The 14,884-nt window shown below is 64.0% G+C and carries 15 protein-coding genes and 1 pseudogene; 10 read left to right on the plus strand and 6 right to left on the minus strand.

Annotated features, from left to right (window positions below):
* Nucleotides 1-77 precede the first annotated feature (77 nt).
* The 9 genes and pseudogenes from F758_RS0101200 to F758_RS43120 all read left to right on the plus strand — a co-directional run bounded on the left by F758_RS0101200 (nt 78) and on the right by F758_RS43120 (nt 7,416).
* Nucleotides 78-674 carry a superoxide dismutase gene (locus F758_RS0101200; protein WP_024506126.1) on the plus strand — a complete coding sequence of 199 codons (597 nt, stop codon included), beginning with the start codon at nt 78-80 and terminating at the stop codon, nt 672-674.
* 343 nt (nt 675-1,017) lie between these two features.
* On the plus strand, nt 1,018-1,167 hold the full coding sequence (locus F758_RS0101205) for a hypothetical protein (protein WP_245286389.1): 150 nt from the start codon (nt 1,018-1,020) through the stop codon (nt 1,165-1,167).
* Between the two features lie 2 nt (nt 1,168-1,169).
* Nucleotides 1,170-1,925, plus strand: coding sequence for a metal ABC transporter ATP-binding protein (locus F758_RS0101210; protein ID WP_024506128.1), 756 nt, complete (start codon nt 1,170-1,172; stop codon nt 1,923-1,925).
* Between the two features lie 49 nt (nt 1,926-1,974).
* Complete coding sequence (locus tag F758_RS0101215) at nt 1,975-2,799, plus strand: metal ABC transporter permease (RefSeq protein WP_051386623.1); 825 nt, start codon at nt 1,975-1,977, stop codon at nt 2,797-2,799.
* Complete coding sequence (locus F758_RS0101220) at nt 2,799-3,674, plus strand: metal ABC transporter substrate-binding protein (RefSeq protein ID WP_024506130.1); 876 nt, start codon at nt 2,799-2,801, stop codon at nt 3,672-3,674. Before F758_RS0101215 ends, F758_RS0101220 begins: the two co-directional genes overlap by 1 nt.
* 74 nt (nt 3,675-3,748) lie before the next feature.
* Nucleotides 3,749-4,804, plus strand: a complete 1,056-nt coding sequence (locus F758_RS0101225; RefSeq protein ID WP_024506131.1) for a CobW family GTP-binding protein — start codon at nt 3,749-3,751, stop codon at nt 4,802-4,804.
* The gene (locus tag F758_RS0101230) at nt 4,804-5,808 is read left to right on the plus strand and encodes a WD40 repeat domain-containing protein (RefSeq protein ID WP_035720407.1); all 1,005 of its coding nucleotides are present in this window, start codon (nt 4,804-4,806) and stop codon (nt 5,806-5,808) included. The genes F758_RS0101225 and F758_RS0101230 overlap by 1 nt, the downstream gene beginning before the upstream one ends.
* Nucleotides 5,809-5,986: 178 nt before the next feature.
* Nucleotides 5,987-6,340: a hypothetical protein gene (locus tag F758_RS0101235; RefSeq protein WP_024506133.1), complete on the plus strand. Its 354-nt coding sequence runs from the start codon at nt 5,987-5,989 to the stop codon at nt 6,338-6,340.
* A 336-nt stretch (nt 6,341-6,676) separates the two neighbouring features.
* Nucleotides 6,677-7,416, plus strand: a pseudogene (locus F758_RS43120) (acetoacetate decarboxylase).
* 115 nt (nt 7,417-7,531) lie between these two features.
* Here F758_RS43120 and F758_RS0101245 read toward each other — a convergent pair.
* The 6 genes from F758_RS0101245 to F758_RS0101270 form a co-directional block, all read right to left on the minus strand.
* Entirely contained in the window at nt 7,532-8,962 is a 1,431-nt protein-coding gene (locus F758_RS0101245) for a homospermidine synthase (RefSeq protein WP_024506134.1), read from the minus strand.
* A gap of 40 nt (nt 8,963-9,002) precedes the next feature.
* On the minus strand, nt 9,003-9,392 hold the full coding sequence (locus tag F758_RS0101250) for a RidA family protein (protein WP_024506135.1): 390 nt from the start codon (nt 9,390-9,392) through the stop codon (nt 9,003-9,005).
* 72 nt (nt 9,393-9,464) lie between these two features.
* Complete coding sequence (locus F758_RS50655; protein WP_198026388.1) at nt 9,465-9,638, minus strand: hypothetical protein; 174 nt, start codon at nt 9,636-9,638, stop codon at nt 9,465-9,467.
* A 10-nt stretch (nt 9,639-9,648) separates the two neighbouring features.
* The gene (locus F758_RS0101260) at nt 9,649-10,260 is read right to left on the minus strand and encodes a GNAT family N-acetyltransferase (RefSeq protein WP_024506136.1); all 612 of its coding nucleotides are present in this window, start codon (nt 10,258-10,260) and stop codon (nt 9,649-9,651) included.
* Between the two features lie 165 nt (nt 10,261-10,425).
* Complete coding sequence (locus tag F758_RS0101265; protein WP_024506137.1) at nt 10,426-11,568, minus strand: type III PLP-dependent enzyme; 1,143 nt, start codon at nt 11,566-11,568, stop codon at nt 10,426-10,428.
* A gap of 706 nt (nt 11,569-12,274) precedes the next feature.
* Nucleotides 12,275-12,541, minus strand: a complete 267-nt coding sequence (locus F758_RS0101270; protein WP_024506138.1) for a hypothetical protein — start codon at nt 12,539-12,541, stop codon at nt 12,275-12,277.
* A 132-nt stretch (nt 12,542-12,673) separates the two neighbouring features.
* Between F758_RS0101270 and F758_RS0101275 the strand changes: the two genes are divergently transcribed.
* A complete protein-coding gene (locus F758_RS0101275) occupies nt 12,674-14,764 on the plus strand; it encodes a M3 family metallopeptidase (RefSeq protein ID WP_024506139.1) in 2,091 nt (696 codons plus the stop codon).
* The last annotated feature ends 120 nt before the right edge of the window (nt 14,765-14,884 follow it).

Consider the following 14,884-nt stretch of genomic DNA (forward strand, 5'->3'; position numbering starts at 1 on the left):
TGCGGTGTTTTACCCCGCTGGAACCTTCTATAAGAGGTCCCGTTAGAACCAGTCCCCCACTATGTTGGACATCACCCATGACCTTTACGCTTCCCCCCCTGCCTTATGCCTATGACGCCCTTGGGCCCCACATGTCGAAGGAAACGCTGGAGTACCACCACGACAAGCATCATCAGGCCTATGTCACCAACGGCAACAACGCGATCAAGGGGACCGAATTCGAAGGTAAATCCCTCGAAGAGATCGTGAAAGGGTCGTATGGCAAGAACGCTGCCGTCTTCAACAATGCCGGCCAGCATTTCAATCACATCCACTTCTGGAAGTGGATGAAGCCGAATGGCGGCGGCAGCAAATTGCCCGCCCGCCTCGAGAAGAAGATCAACGAGGACCTCGGCGGGTTCGAGAAGTTCAAGACCGACTTCGCCGCCGCCGGCGTTGCCCAATTCGGCTCCGGCTGGTGCTGGCTGCAGGTCAAGAACGGCAAGCTCGAAATCTCCAAGACGCCCAATGGCGAGAACCCGCTGGTGCATGGCGCCACCCCGATCCTCGGCTGCGACGTCTGGGAGCATTCCTACTACATCGACTATCGCAACCGCCGGCCCGACTATCTGAAGGCGTTCCTGGATCACCTCGTGAACTGGGACTACGTCGACGAGCTGTTCGAGAAGGCTTGATCATCGGTCTTGGTCATTCCGGGGCGATGCGAAAGCATCGAACTCTGATGTGCAATTGCACATCTGAGAATCTCGAGATTCCGGGTTCGCCTCGGAGCCTGTCATCGGGCCGCGCTTCGCGCGGACCCGTTGGAGGCGCCCGGAATGACCGGCTGGGCTCGGCATCAACCGGTCTCCCCTTTGTTTGGATGCTCGCGCAGGTCCTGCATCGCTCCGGCGTTTGGCAAGACCGTGAGTCCTTACGAGAAATGGGATCGTGATGGACAGGGGTGGTGTTATAATATAACATTACCTCATGGTTCCCGCCGACGAGTTCCACAGCCACCGGCATGATCACGGGCATATGCATGGCCACGCCCATGGGCCGGCATCGCCGCATCCTGCGCAGGCCGCGCCCTGGTCGATCCTGCGCATGGCCGTGCCCACGCGGCTTGCCGCGGCGCTGGTCGTCATTGCCGCCCTGTGGGCGGTGGTCTGGGCGGCGATGAGGTGAGCATGCCGGCGCTGCTGACCTTCCGCGACGTTACGCTTGGCTATGACCGCCACCCGGCAGTGCACCATCTCAGCGGTGACGTCGGCTCCGGCGCGCTGCTTGCGGTGGTCGGCCCCAACGGCGCCGGCAAGTCGACGCTGTTTCGTGGGGTTGTCGGCGTTCTCAAACCGCTGTCGGGATCGATCTCGCTGTCCGGCCTTCATGTGCGCGACATCGCCTATTTGCCGCAGGTCGCGGAAATCGACCGCAGCTTTCCGATTTCGGTGTTCGATTTCGTGGGTACCGGGCTGTGGCGCGTCACCGGCTTTTTCGGCGGCATCGGAAAGGGGGGGCGCGAGAAGATCGCGCAGGCGCTCGCGGCCGTCGGTCTCACGGGTTTCGAGAACCGCACCATCGGCACCCTCTCCGGCGGGCAGATGCAGCGCATGCTGTTCGCACGTGTGCTGTTGCAGGATTCGCCGCTGATCGTGCTGGACGAGCCCTTCAATGCCGTCGATGCCAGGACCTCGGCCGATTTGCTCGCGCTATGCAAGCGCTGGCATGGCGAGGGACGCACGGTGATCGCGGCGCTCCACGACATGGACTTGGTGCGGGCGCATTTTCCACAAACGCTTTTGCTCGCGCGCGAGCCTGTCGCCTGGGGCGCGACCTCAGAGGTGCTGACGGCCGAAAACCTGCTGCAGGCGCGGCACATGTGCGAAGCGTTCGACGAACGGGCGGCCGCCTGCGCCGCCGATTCACAGCCGCGGGCGGCCTGACGTGTCGGTTTATGCCGCGCTGGTCGCGCCGTTTACCGAGTTCGAGTTCATGCGCCGCGCGCTTGCGGCGACCATCGCGCTGTCGCTTGCCGGCGCCCCCATCGGCGTATTCCTGATGCTGCGGCGGATGAGCCTGGTCGGCGACGCCATGGCGCATGCGATCCTCCCTGGAGCCGCGATCGGTTTTCTGCTGTCCGGCCTCAATCTGTTCGCGATGACCACCGGCGGGCTGATCGCCGGCTTTACGGTCGCGATCCTCGCCGGACTGGTGTCGCGGACGACCGGGCTCAAGGAGGACGCCTCGCTTGCGACCTTCTATCTCGCCTCGCTCGCGCTCGGCGTCAGCATCGTTTCCATCAAGGGCTCCAATATCGATCTCCTGCACGTGCTGTTCGGCAACATTCTCGCGATGGACGACCAGACGCTGCTGGTGATCGCGGCCAATGCAACGATCACGCTGATCGTGCTGGCGGTGATCTACCGTCCCCTGGTGATCGAGAGCGTCGATCCCCTGTTCCTGCGAACGGTGAGCCGGGCCGGCGCGCCGGCGCATCTGTTGTTTCTGGCGCTGGTCGTCATCAATCTCGTCAACGGCTTTCAGGCGCTCGGCACCCTGCTTGCGGTCGGCCTGATGATTCTGCCCGCGGGCATCGCGCGGTTCTGGGCGCGCGATATTACCGGCCTGATCTGTATCGCGGTTATCAGCGCGCTGATATCAGGCTATGTCGGGCTGGTGCTGTCGTTCCAGACCCGGCTGCCCTCGGGGCCGGCCATCATTCTGGTGGCGGCGGGGCTCTATGTTGCCTCGGTGCTGTTCGGCACTGTCGGCGGGCTACTGCGGCAACTGTTTCCCGGCCGTCATTTGGAGGCGTGATGCGGCGTTTGTGCATTTGGTTGGCGGCGATGGTGGTCGTGTTCAGCGCAGCCCCATTGCGCGCGCAAGAGCACCTCAAGGTCGTGGCGAGTTTTTCGATTCTTGCCGACTTCGTCCGCAATGTCGGCGGCGACCGCGTCGACGTGACGACATTGGTCGGCGCCAATGGCGACGTCCATGTCTATACGCCGGCGCCTACGGACGCGAAGAAGGTCGCCGATGCGCGGCTCGTCATCGTCAACGGGCTCGGCCTGGAGGGTTGGCTGCCGCGGCTCCTGCAATCGCCCGGCAGCAAGGCGGCTATCGTCACGGCGACGGAGGACATCAGCCCGCTCAAGCTGGGCTCGCAAGCCGATCCGCATGCCTGGCAATCCGTCCAAAACGCCAAGACCTATGTCGAAAACATCCGCGATGCGCTGGTTGAGGCCGACGCCGCGGACGCCGATTATTTTCGTACACATGCGCAAGCCTATCTCGCCGAGCTCGACGGGCTCGACAGCGAGGTGCGCGCGGCCATCGACAAGATCCCGCCCGAGCGGCGCAAGGTGATCTCCACCCATGACGCCTTCGCCTACTTCTCCAGGGACTACGGCATCGCGTTCGTCGCGCCGCTCGGCGTCTCCACCGAATCCGAGCCGAGCGCGCGCGATATCGCCACCATCATCGCCCAGGTTAGAAAGGATAAAATCCCCGCCGTCTTCCTGGAGAATATCAGTGACGACCGGCTGATGCGGCGGATCTCGCAGGAGACCGGGGCCAAGATCGGCGGGACCCTCTATTCCGACAGTTTGACCGATGAAAACGGCCCTGTTCCCACTTACATTGCCCTGGTCAGGCACAATATAAAGGCCCTGACCAGCGCGCTTGCCCCTTGAGGGGCGGGGGCTTCCCTGCCGTCGGCGGCGCCGCAATGCTCAGTTCCCTAGGACAGTCTGAGGTTTTCGCAAGTATGTCTGAAACGACGTCAGAAAAGATCCCCGTGACCGTGCTGACCGGCTATCTCGGCGCCGGCAAGACCACGCTGCTCAACCGCATCCTGTCGGAAAACCACGGCAAGAAATACGCCGTCATCGTCAACGAATTCGGCGAGATCGGTATCGACAACGACCTCATCATCGGCGCCGATGAGGAAGTGTTCGAGATGAACAATGGCTGCATCTGCTGCACCGTGCGCGGCGATCTCGTGCGCATCATGGGCGGGTTGATGAAGCGCCGTGGCAAGTTCGACGCCATCATCGTCGAGACCACGGGCCTTGCCGATCCGGCACCGGTGGCGCAGACCTTCTTCGTCGACGAGGACGTCCAGAGCAACGCACGGCTGGATGCGGTGGTCACCGTGGCCGACGCCAAATGGCTGTCCGACCGGTTGAAGGACGCGCCCGAGGCCAAGAACCAGATCGCCTTTGCCGATGTGATCGTGCTCAACAAGACCGACCTCGTGACCAAGCCAGAGCTCGCCGAGGTCGAGGCGCGCATCCGCGGCATCAATCCTTATGCAAAATTGCACCGCACCGAGCGCTGCAAGGTCGCGCTCTCGGACGTGCTGGAGCGCGGTGCCTTCGACCTCGACCGCATCCTCGACCTCGAGCCGGATTTCCTGGAGGCCGATGATCATGATCACGACCATGATCATCACCACCATGACGGCCATGATCACCATCATCACCATCACGATCACGACCACGGCCTGAAGCACTATCACGACGAGGAAATGCAGTCCTTGTCGCTTCGCACCGACAAGCCGCTCGATCCGACGGTGTTCATGCCCTGGCTGCAGAAGCTGGTTCAGCTCGAGGGACAAAAAATCCTGCGCTCGAAGGGGATCCTTTCGTTCAAGGGCGATGACGACCGCTACGTCTTTCAGGGCGTGCACATGATGCTGGAGGGTGATCACCAGCAGAAGTGGAAGGAGGGCGAGAAGCGCGAGAGCCGCCTCGTCTTCATCGGTCGCGAATTGCCGGAAAAGGCCATTCGCGAAGGCTTCGAAGCCTGCATCGCCTCGTGATGAGCGCGGACCAGGCCTCCATTGCGTCGGTCACCGAGCGGGTCCACCCGGTCGCGATCGGCGCACCCGTCACATCGCTCCATTTCCTCGGCGACCGCGCGGCGTTCGTGTGCGGCGAGGAGAATGTCGCGCTGGTGGACCGGCAGGGCGAGATCGCCAAGGTCGCGGTCCATGGCGGCGGAATCCTGAGCGCCGCTTCTGACGGCGAGCGTATCGTCATGGGCGGCGATGACGGCAAGGTGGTTGCTCTCGATGCCAAGGGCGAGGTTGCAACGCTGGCGACCGATCCCAAGCGGCGCTGGATCGACAATGTCGCGCTGCATGCCGATGGCACGATCGCGTGGTCGGCGGGCAAGACGGCGTTCATTCGCAGCCCCAAGGGCGAAGAGAAATCGTTGGAGGTGCCCTCGACCGTCGGCGGGCTCGCCTTTGCACCGAAGGGGCTTCGGCTCGCGATCGCCCATTACGGCGGCGCCACGCTGTGGTTTCCCAACATGGCGGCGACACCGGAATTCCTGGCCTGGGCGGGATCACATCTCGCCGTCACCTTCAGTCCGGACAACAAGTTTCTGGTCACCGCGATGCATGAGCCGGCGCTGCATGGCTGGCGCCTTGCGGACAACCGCCACATGCGCATGACCGGCTATCCGGCGCGCGTCAAATCGATGTCGTGGAGCGCGGACGGCAAGCTCCTGGCGACGTCGGGCGCCGACACCGTCATCGTGTGGCCGTTCGCCGGCAAGGACGGCCCGATGGGCAAAGGGCCCGCGATGCTCGCGCCCTTGCAGGCGCGGGTCGCCGCCGTCGCCTGTCATCCAAGGGATGGGGTGCTTGCGGCCGGCTACAGCGACGGCACCATCCTGATGGTGCGGCTGGAAGACGGCGCGGAAATCCTGGTGCGCAGGAACGGCACGCCGGCCGTCTCGGCACTCGCATGGAACGCTAACGGCACGTGGCTCGCTTTCGCCGACGAAGAAGGCAATGGCGGCCTGCTGGAGCTCTGAGCATGATCCGGAAGAGTGTGTAGCGGTTTTCCGAAAAGATCACGCTCAATCAAGGAGCTAAAGCGCGATGACGCTTCAACCCAATCTCATCGCGCCTTAGGTTCCGTCCAGTTTCAGTGCGGAACATTGGCCTCCACCGGTCGTTGGTCTCGCCGGATCCTCTTGCAGGTCGAGCGCGATGCCAACAGACGAGCGGAAACGCGAGATCAATCGACATCTGGCCCTTGCCGCCGCCCTGGTTGTGGCGGGAGTGGTGATGTCGGGCCTCTCGCTTGCTGAAATCGTGGCGCGCGGCCCCCTACAGTTCGCTGAGAGCACGCCGGGCACGCCGCCGTTGCAAGGCACGCCCGCGCCTGAGCAGAGCAGCAAGCCTGCCGAGCCAAAGCCCGGGGGCACACGGCCCACGACGCCGGCGCCCGAGCCCGCGCGCCCCGATACGCAGGCACAGAAGGAAGGCGCCAAGCCCGTGCTGCCGCCAGCGCCGGCGGAAAAGGTGGCGCCGCCAATCAATCCGTCAGAGAAGGCGAAGTAGCGCTTCGCTAGCCGGGACAGCGCTTAGAACGCACCATCTCAGCCCAGTCGTTATACCCCACGTATGCGGGGTATCCAGTACGCCGCGGCATCTCGGCTCACGCTCAAGCGCCTCTGGAATACTGGATCACCGCTTTCGCGGGTGATGGCGCGAAAAGCGGATGATGACAGATGATGACAGGAGAGTGATCGGCGCGCCTCGGAAGTGATGATGCCCGACATCACGGCGTTACGCGGCCTTGCAAATATGTTCCCTGCCATTTGCCGCTTTTAAAGCCTCGCGCCGTCCGCGCGACCCATCCATAATCCGCGCATCGCGGTTGACAGGGGTAAGCTCATGAAAATCGAGGACATCAGGCGCAACGCCTATTCCATGCCGCTCACCAACCCGTCGTTTCCGCCGGGACCCTATCGCTTCTTCAACCGGGAATATTTCGTCATTACCTACCGCACGACGCGGAAGCGCTTGCCGCTGTGGTGCCGGAGCCGCTCGAGCTCGCAAAGCCGCTGGTCAATTACGAGTTCATCCGCATGCCCGACTCCACCGGTTTCGGCGATTACACCGAGACCGGGCAGGTGATCCCGGTACGCTTCAAGGGCGAGGAGGGCGTCTATGTCCACTCGATGTATCTGGACGACGAGGGCCCGATCGCGGGCGGACGCGAGCTCTGGGGTTTTCCGAAGAAGCTGGCGCGGCCCAAGGTCGAGGTCGAGAGCGACGTGCTGGTCGGCACGCTGCATTACGGCTCGGTGCTCTGCGCCTCCGGCACCATGGGCTACAAGCACCATGCGGTGGATCACGAGACGGTGCTGAAGGGAATGAAGGTGCCGAACTTCATTTTGAAGATCGTGCCCCATGTCGACGGCAGCGCGCGGGTCTGCGAGCTCGTGCGCTACCATCTCGAGGACATTACGTTGAAGGAAGCCTGGACCGGCCCCGCCGCGCTCGGCCTGTTTCCGCACGCGCTGGCCGACGTCGCACGCCTGCCCGTGCGCGAGGTGGTCTCGGCGCTGCATTTCAAGGCGGACCTGACGCTCGGACTTGGGACGGTCGCGTTCGATTATCTGGCGAGGTAGCGCGACGTCATTCCGGGGCGGTGCGAAAGCACCGAACCCGGAAATTCGTGCCCCAAACCTCGAGATCCCGGGTCTGCGCGCCTTTGGCGCGCATCCCGGGATGACCCCTTCGGGGTCACCGCACCAGCACGTTCCGGAACTGCCAGGGATCGCTGCTGTCGATGTCCTCCGGGAACAGGCCGGGCCGGTCGGTCAGCGGCGTCCAGTCGGTGTAAAAACCTTTCACGGGGCCGAGATAGGGCCGCTGGATCTGCAGGCAGCGGTGGAAATCCATCTCGTCCGCCTCGACGATGCCGGCGTTCGGGTTTTCGAGCGCCCACACCATGCCGGCGAGCACGGCGGAAGAGACCTGAAGGCCCGTGGCGTTCTGGTAAGGCGCGATGCGGCGCGTCTCCTCGATCGAGAGCTGCGAGCCGTACCAATAGGCGTTCTTGGCATGGCCGTAGAGCAGCACGCCGAGCTCGTCGATACCATCCTCGATCTCGTTCTCGTCCAGGATGTGCCACTTCGGCTGCATCTTGCCGGCGGCGCCGAACATCTCGTGCAGCGACAGCACCGCGTCATTGGCGGGATGATAGGCGTAGTGGCAGGTCGGCCGGTACACCACCTTCTGCCCGTCGCGCACCGTGAAGTAGTCCGCGATCGAGATCGACTCGTTGTGGGTGACCAGGAAGCCATATTGCGCGCCGGGCGTTGGGCACCAGGAGCGCACGCGGGTGTTGGCGCCGGGCTGCTGCAGATAGATGGCCGCGCCGCAGCCATAGGCGTGGGTGGCGCCGTTCTCCGGCATCCAGTTCTCATGCGTGCCCCAGCCTAGCTCGGCCGGCTGCATGCCCTCGGAGACGAAGCCTTCCACCGACCATGTGTTGACGAACACGTTCATCGGTTTCGGCTTCTTGGAACGCTGGGTGTCGCGCTCGGCGATATGGATACCCTTCACCCCGAGCTTTTGCGCAAGCAGGCCCCAGCCTTCGCGGCTCTTCGGCTCGCTAGTCTCAACGCCGGTGTCGCGCGCGATATCGAGCAGCGCCTGCTTGACGAACCAGGACACCATGCCGGGATTGGCGCCGCAGGTGGAGACTGCGGTCGGCCCGCCCGGGCTCTTGCGGCGCGCCTCCAGCAGCGTCTCGCGCAGCGCGTAGTTGGAGCGCTTTTCCACGCCCATGCTCTTGTCGAAATAGAAGCCGGCCCAGGGCTCGACGACGGTGTCGATGTAGAGCGCGCCGATCTCCCGGCACAGCGTCATGATATCGACGGAGGACGTGTCGACCGAAAGGTTCACGCAGAAGCCCTGTCCGCCGCCTTCCGTGAGCAGCGGCACCAGGAACTCGCGATAATTGTCGCGGGTCACCGCCTGCTTGATGAAGCGCACGCCATGCTTTTTGGCGAGCTCGCCGTCCTCATGCGGATCGATGATGACGAAGCGCGACTTGTCGTACTCGAAGTGCCGTTCGATCAGGGGCAGCGTGCCTTTGCCGATCGAGCCGAAGCCGATCATGACGATGGGGCCGGAAATCTTGGCGTGGATCTGCTGGGGTGGGCTCATGGACTTTCGTTTCTCCGAAAATGTGCTTGGGAAGGGCAGGTCAGTTAGAGCGGCGCTTGGCCGTGACTTCGATCTCGACTTTCATCTCGGGCTTGAGAAGCGCGGCGACGACGAGCAGGGTCGCGGCCGGTCGGATCTCGCCCAAGTACTCGCCGCAGACCGCGAAATGGGCATCGGCGTCCTTGACGTCGGTGAGGTAGTAGGTCGCGCGGACGATGTCGCCCATCGAAAAGCCCGCTTCTTTCAAGGCGGCTTCGATGGTCTTGAAGCAGTTGCGTGACTGGCTTGTGACATCGGCAGGCATGGTCATGGTGGCGTAGTCGTAGCCGGTGGTGCCGGCCACAAAGCAGAAATCGCCGTCGACCACCGCGCGGCTGTAGCCGGCGGCCTTTTCAAACGGGGAGCCGGTCGAAATCAGACGGCGTGACATCAAATACCTCCGCTTGCTGGGGTTTCTGTCGCGGCCGGGATCGGCCCGCGTGCTTGCAAAAGCTTGGCTATCTCAGCGCGAACGCTGTGTCACGTCGGACTGGGGGCCTCTTTCGCCACCCCAGCGGCGGACCAGAATGTCCCTGACGATCATGACCGCGACCATCACCAAGACGATCGTGGTGATGATGCTGCGCGCGAACGAGGGTTCGATCCGGCGCGGCGTTGGCCGGTTTGCGGACGACATGGTCGGAACCTCAGGCCGCGTGCGGGACCAGCCGCGCGGTCTTCTTCGCACGGGCCGTCCCGGCCTTGATCCTGGCTTTGGCCGCTGCGCCGGTTGGCACGATCATGCCCCAGGCACCGTCCAGCGCGCCTTGCTGCAATTCGAGGCCGAGCAGGCGCTCGCGCTCGAAGGCGCCGGGCAGCATGAGTTCGGCGGTCTTCGCGGTCGAGAAGCCGAAGCGGGCGTAATAGGGCTCATCCCCCAGCAGGATGACCGCGCGATGGCCGCGCGCACGAGCCGCCGCAAGCGCGCGGGCCATCAGCGCGGCCCCGACACCAAGCTTGCGGCAATCAGGATCCACCGCAAGCGGGCCGAGAACGAGCGCCGGGACGCCCCCGGCGCTGACGTGCCACAACCGCACGGTCCCCACAAGCTTGCCCTCGCGCACGGCCGAGAGGGCAAGGCCTTCGGCAGGCGCGCGTCCGTCGCGCAGGCGCTGACAGGTGCGCGTATGGCGGTCTTCACCAAAGCAGGCATCCAGCAGCGCTTCACGCGCGACGACGTCGGAAGCACGCTCCGCACGGATCGCGAACGGAGCGCCTTGCGAGGGGAGGGCAACGGAGGTGTTCCGCAAGTCGGTCATGGCACGTCAGTCCCCGCTTGGCTGCGTGCGCAAAGCCACGCAGCCCAAGCGTCGTCAGCAAACCTGTTTGTTGGAAGGGAGCCGACGCGTCGGCTCCCGCTCTCTCGTCCCAGCAGCCCCCGCGGAGGGCGCCGGTTGCGCCAAGCCTATCGGCTGTCGGCGCGCTCAGATGTGGTACGTCTTGAGCGGCGGGATGCCGTTGAAGGCCACCGACGAATAGGTCGACGTATAGGCCCCGGTCCCCTCGATCAACACCTTGTCGCCGATCTCCAGCGTCACCGGCAGCGGATACGGAATCTTCTCGTAGAGCACGTCCGCGGAGTCGCAGGTGGGCCCGGCGAGCACGCAGGGCGTCATCTCGGCCCCATCATGCGGGGTGCGGATGGCGTAGCGGATCGACTCGTCCATGGTCTCGGCCAGCCCACCGAACTTGCCGATATCCAGGTACACCCAGCGCACCTCGTCTTCGTCGCTCTTCCTGGAGATGAGCACGACCTCGGACTCGATGACCCCGGCATTGCCGACCATGCCGCGCCCCGGCTCGATGATCGTCTCCGGGATCTGGTTGCCGAAATGCTTGCGCAGCGCGCGGAAGATCGACCGGCCATACTGCACGACCGGCGGCACATCCTTCAGGTACTTGGTCGGGAAGCCTCCGCCCATGTTGACCATGGACAGGTTGATGCCGCGCTCGGCGCAGTCGCGGAACACGGTCGCGGCCATCGCCAGCGCGCGGTCCCATGCCTTCACCTTGCGCTGCTGCGAGCCGACATGGAAGGAGATGCCGCAGGGCTCCAGACCCAGCCGCTTGGCGATGTCGAGCACCTCGACCGCCATCTCCGGGTCGCAGCCGAACTTGCGCGACAGCGGCCATTCGGCGCCGGCGCAATCATAGAGGATGCGGCAGAACACCCGCGCGCCAGGAGCGGCGCGCGCGACCTTCTCGACCTCCGCGGCGCAGTCGACCGCGAACAGCCGAATGCCGAGCGCGAAGGCGCGCGCGATGTCGCGCTCCTTCTTGATGGTGTTGCCGTAGGAGATGCGGTCCGGCGTCGCACCTGCCGCCAGCGCCATCTCGATCTCGGCCACCGTCGCGGTGTCGAAGCAGGAGCCCATCGAGGCGAGCAGCGCCAGCACCTCAGGCGCGGGATTGGCCTTCACCGCGTAGAACACGCGGCTGTCCGGCAGCGCCTTGGCAAAGCTCAGATAGTTGTCGCGCACGACCTCGAGGTCGACGACGAGACAGGGCTCGGTGTCGAGGCCCTTGTTGCGGCGATCGCGCAGGAATTCCCTGATGCGTTCGGTCATAGCACCCCTCCAAACGACCTCAAGCGACGAGGCCCGTTCAAAATGTTCTCGGACAAGGATGCTTCGGCGCTGCCGACGCGATGGAGGCGCGACAGGGCCTAAAGGACCCAGACCGAATTGTGCTGCCGTGGATTGGTTGGGAATTTTCCCGCCCGCTCACCTGGCAATGAAGGACAAGCCTTTTCAGTAGCCCGCGCCGGCGTTGGACTGCCGGTAGAGACCAAAAAAGCCCGCTCCGTCGTTGCTTTAAGTCGCGTCCCCCGTTGAGAACGAGGTGCGCCGGTTCGCCTCCGGCTGCCAGTCACGGTTGCAAGGGAGGAAGTGACCTTCAACGGCATCCCTTGAGAGAGATGCTGGCCTCTCGCGCGTTCGACCCAACGTTGTCTTGGTTGAGTCTCGGTCTTGAGCGACCCTCGGTTCTTCATCCCTTGGCGGCTGTCCGGCCTCTTGTCCGGATACCTACCGACTGACACACGACCACAGGCACGTGCGAAATTGGGCAAGCGTTGAGATAAGCTCTTTGACTCTGCTTCGCAAGAAAATTTTTAGGCTGAGGACAAATTTGCCTAACGCGAACTTGCGATCGCGCGCGTGTGAGCATCGAAGATGAACGCGCGTTAAGTCTTTGCGCGTGAGCTACAAGCCTTTGCCAGAGAGTGACGTCGCACTTGTGCCGATGGCACAAGGCGTTCTTGCATCGAACAACTTACGCGCGGCGCGTGAACGGTTCGACGCGCGAGGCGTTGCGGACGAACGCGATCATCACGAACACGCCGAAGGCAAACAAGAGCGCCTGCAAGATGTGCGCGCCGGTGTCGCCGAGATCGAACAGGATGGCGAGCGCCCAGCCGCCGGCGAACGCGGCGCCGAACACTTCGGCGCTGATCAGGATCGCGGCGCTGATCACAGTAACGACGCTCGTCCAGACGATCCGGCGAGAGGTGGAGGTAGATTCGGGGCTCTGCGAACTCATGGCTTCATCCTGGCTTTTTCGGGGGGCAATCTCTCCGAAAAGTGCTGCTGTATCAAGCGCAAAAGGCCCAAAAAAGCCCTACCGCGTGCTATACTTGGCCCAAGGTTTTAAGCGACAAAACGGATAATTCCGATGGTAGAGATCCTGCAGACGACGATGCTTCCGCAAGCGCATACCAACCCGCTTTTGAAGGGCTGGGAGACGCCGCATCAGACGCCGCCGTTCGATGAGATCACGCCGGAGGACTTCCTGCCGGCGTTCGAGCAGGCCTTCACCGATCATTCCGCCGAGATCGCCGCCATCACCCACGATCCGACGACCCCGGACTTCGACAATACGATCACGGCGCTGGAACGTTCCGGTAAGTTGCTCAACAAGATCTCGGCCGTGTTCTACGACCTGGTCTCGGCCCATTCCAATCCGGAGATCCTCAAGCTCGACGAGGAGGTCTCCTTGCGGATGGCGCGGCACTGGAATCCGATCATGATGAACGGTGTGCTGTTCGGCCGCATCGCCATGCTGCACGACAACCGCAACAGCCTGAAGCTGACGGGCGAGCAGATGCGGCTGCTCGAGCGCACCTACACCCGCTTCCAGCGCGCCGGCGCGGGCCTTTCCGAGGACGGCAAGAAGCGGATGGCCGAGATCAACGAGCGTCTCGCCCAGCTCGGCACCACCTTCAGCCACCATCTGCTTGCGGACGAGCAGGAATGGTTCCTCGAGCTCGGCGAGGACGATCGCGAGGGGCTCTCCGACACCTTCATTGCCGCCGCCAAGGCCGCCGCCGAGGAGCGAGGCATGCCCGGCAAGGCGATCGTGACGCTGTCGCGCTCCTCGGTCGAGCCGTTCCTGCAGACGTCAGGGAGGCGCGACCTGCGTGAAAAGGTGTTCAAGGCCTTCATCGCCCGCGGCGACAACGGCAACGCCAATGACAACAATGCCGTCATCATGGAGATCCTCAGCTTACGCGAGGAGAGCGCGAAGCTGCTCGGCTATCCGACCTTCGCCGCCTACCGCCTCGCGGATTCGATGGCCAAGACGCCGGAGGCCGTGCGCGGCCTGCTGGAGCGGGTCTGGCAGCCGGCGCGGGCCCGCGCCCTTGCCGACCGCGACGAGCTGCAGGATTTGATCCAAAAAGAGGGCGGCAATTTCAAGCTCGCGGCCTGGGACTGGCGCTACTATGCCGAGAAGCTCAGGCAGGCCAAGGCCAATTTCGACGACGCGGCGATCAAGCCCTATCTGCCCCTCGACAACATGATCGAGGCCGCCTTCGACTGCGCGACCCGCCTGTTCGGCATCACCTTCACCGAGCGCGACGACATTCCGGTCTGGCATCCGGACGTGCGGGTCTGGGAAGTGAAGGACGCGAGCGGCCGCCACAAGGCACTGTTCTACGGCGACTACTTTGCAAGGCCTTCAAAACGCTCCGGCGCGTGGATGACCTCGCTGCGCGACCAGCAGAAGCTGGACGGCGAGGTGGCGCCTCTGGTCATCAATGTCTGCAACTTCGCCAAGGGAGCGGACGGCCAGCCCTCGCTGCTGTCGCCGGACGAGGCGCGAACGCTGTTTCACGAGTTCGGCCACGGGCTGCACGGCATGCTGTCCAACGTGACCTACCCCTCGCTATCGGGCACCAGTGTCTTTACCGATTTCGTCGAGCTGCCTTCGCAGCTTTACGAACACTGGCAGGAGCAGCCGCAGGTGCTGCAGAAGTTCGCCCGGCACTACCAGACTGGCGAGCCGCTGCCGGAGGACCTGCTGCAGCGCTTCCTGGCCGCGCGCAAGTTCAACCAGGGCTTTGCCACCGTGGAGTTCGTCTCCTCCGCGCTCATCGATCTCGAATTCCACATCCAGCCGGCCTCGAGCGTGCAGGACGTGCGCGCCTTCGAGCGCGCGGAGCTGGAAAAGATCGGCATGCCCGAGGAGATCGCGATGCGGCACCGGCCGCAGCAGTTCGGCCACCTGTTCTCCGGCGGCTACTATGCGGCCGGCTATTACAGCTACATGTGGTCGGAGGTGATGGACGCCGATGCCTTCGGCGCCTTCGAGGAGGCCGGCAACATCTTCGATCCGGCGGTGGCCAAGCGCCTGCACGACGACATCTACTCCAGCGGTGGTTCGGTCGATCCGGAAGCGGCCTACGTCGCCTTCCGCGGCCGGGAGCCGGAGGCCGACGCGCTCTTGCGCCGGCGTGGATTGTTGGACGACGCCAAGGCGGCGTGAGAGCGGGTGTCACCTCGCCCCGCGCGCACGGGGAGGGACTCTGGGGAGTCTCCGCGAGTTGCGCTCGTGGATAGGGCGCCTCACCCCAACCTTCCGGCGCGAGCTTGCTCGTCGCGTCCC

The sequence above is a fragment of the Bradyrhizobium sp. ARR65 genome, from assembly GCF_000472385.1.
Lineage (GTDB): Bacteria > Pseudomonadota > Alphaproteobacteria > Rhizobiales > Xanthobacteraceae > Bradyrhizobium.

Excerpts from the sequence above, each read along its gene's own strand:
- F758_RS0101200 (WP_024506126.1), top strand. The coding sequence starts at position 78 with ATGACCTTTACGCTTCCCCCCCTGCCTTATGCCTATGACGCCCTTGGG.
- F758_RS0101205 (WP_245286389.1), top strand. The coding sequence starts at position 1,018 with ATGCATGGCCACGCCCATGGGCCGGCATCGCCGCATCCTGCGCAGGCC.
- F758_RS0101210 (WP_024506128.1), top strand. The coding sequence starts at position 1,170 with ATGCCGGCGCTGCTGACCTTCCGCGACGTTACGCTTGGCTATGACCGC.
- F758_RS0101215 (WP_051386623.1), top strand. The coding sequence starts at position 1,975 with ATGCGCCGCGCGCTTGCGGCGACCATCGCGCTGTCGCTTGCCGGCGCC.
- F758_RS0101220 (WP_024506130.1), top strand. The coding sequence starts at position 2,799 with ATGCGGCGTTTGTGCATTTGGTTGGCGGCGATGGTGGTCGTGTTCAGC.
- F758_RS0101225 (WP_024506131.1), top strand. The coding sequence starts at position 3,749 with ATGTCTGAAACGACGTCAGAAAAGATCCCCGTGACCGTGCTGACCGGC.
- F758_RS0101230 (WP_035720407.1), top strand. The coding sequence starts at position 4,804 with ATGAGCGCGGACCAGGCCTCCATTGCGTCGGTCACCGAGCGGGTCCAC.
- F758_RS0101235 (WP_024506133.1), top strand. The coding sequence starts at position 5,987 with ATGCCAACAGACGAGCGGAAACGCGAGATCAATCGACATCTGGCCCTT.
- F758_RS0101245 (WP_024506134.1), bottom strand. The coding sequence starts at position 8,962 with ATGAGCCCACCCCAGCAGATCCACGCCAAGATTTCCGGCCCCATCGTC.
- F758_RS0101250 (WP_024506135.1), bottom strand. The coding sequence starts at position 9,392 with ATGTCACGCCGTCTGATTTCGACCGGCTCCCCGTTTGAAAAGGCCGCC.
- F758_RS50655 (WP_198026388.1), bottom strand. The coding sequence starts at position 9,638 with ATGTCGTCCGCAAACCGGCCAACGCCGCGCCGGATCGAACCCTCGTTC.
- F758_RS0101260 (WP_024506136.1), bottom strand. The coding sequence starts at position 10,260 with ATGACCGACTTGCGGAACACCTCCGTTGCCCTCCCCTCGCAAGGCGCT.
- F758_RS0101265 (WP_024506137.1), bottom strand. The coding sequence starts at position 11,568 with ATGACCGAACGCATCAGGGAATTCCTGCGCGATCGCCGCAACAAGGGC.
- F758_RS0101270 (WP_024506138.1), bottom strand. The coding sequence starts at position 12,541 with ATGAGTTCGCAGAGCCCCGAATCTACCTCCACCTCTCGCCGGATCGTC.
- F758_RS0101275 (WP_024506139.1), top strand. The coding sequence starts at position 12,674 with ATGGTAGAGATCCTGCAGACGACGATGCTTCCGCAAGCGCATACCAAC.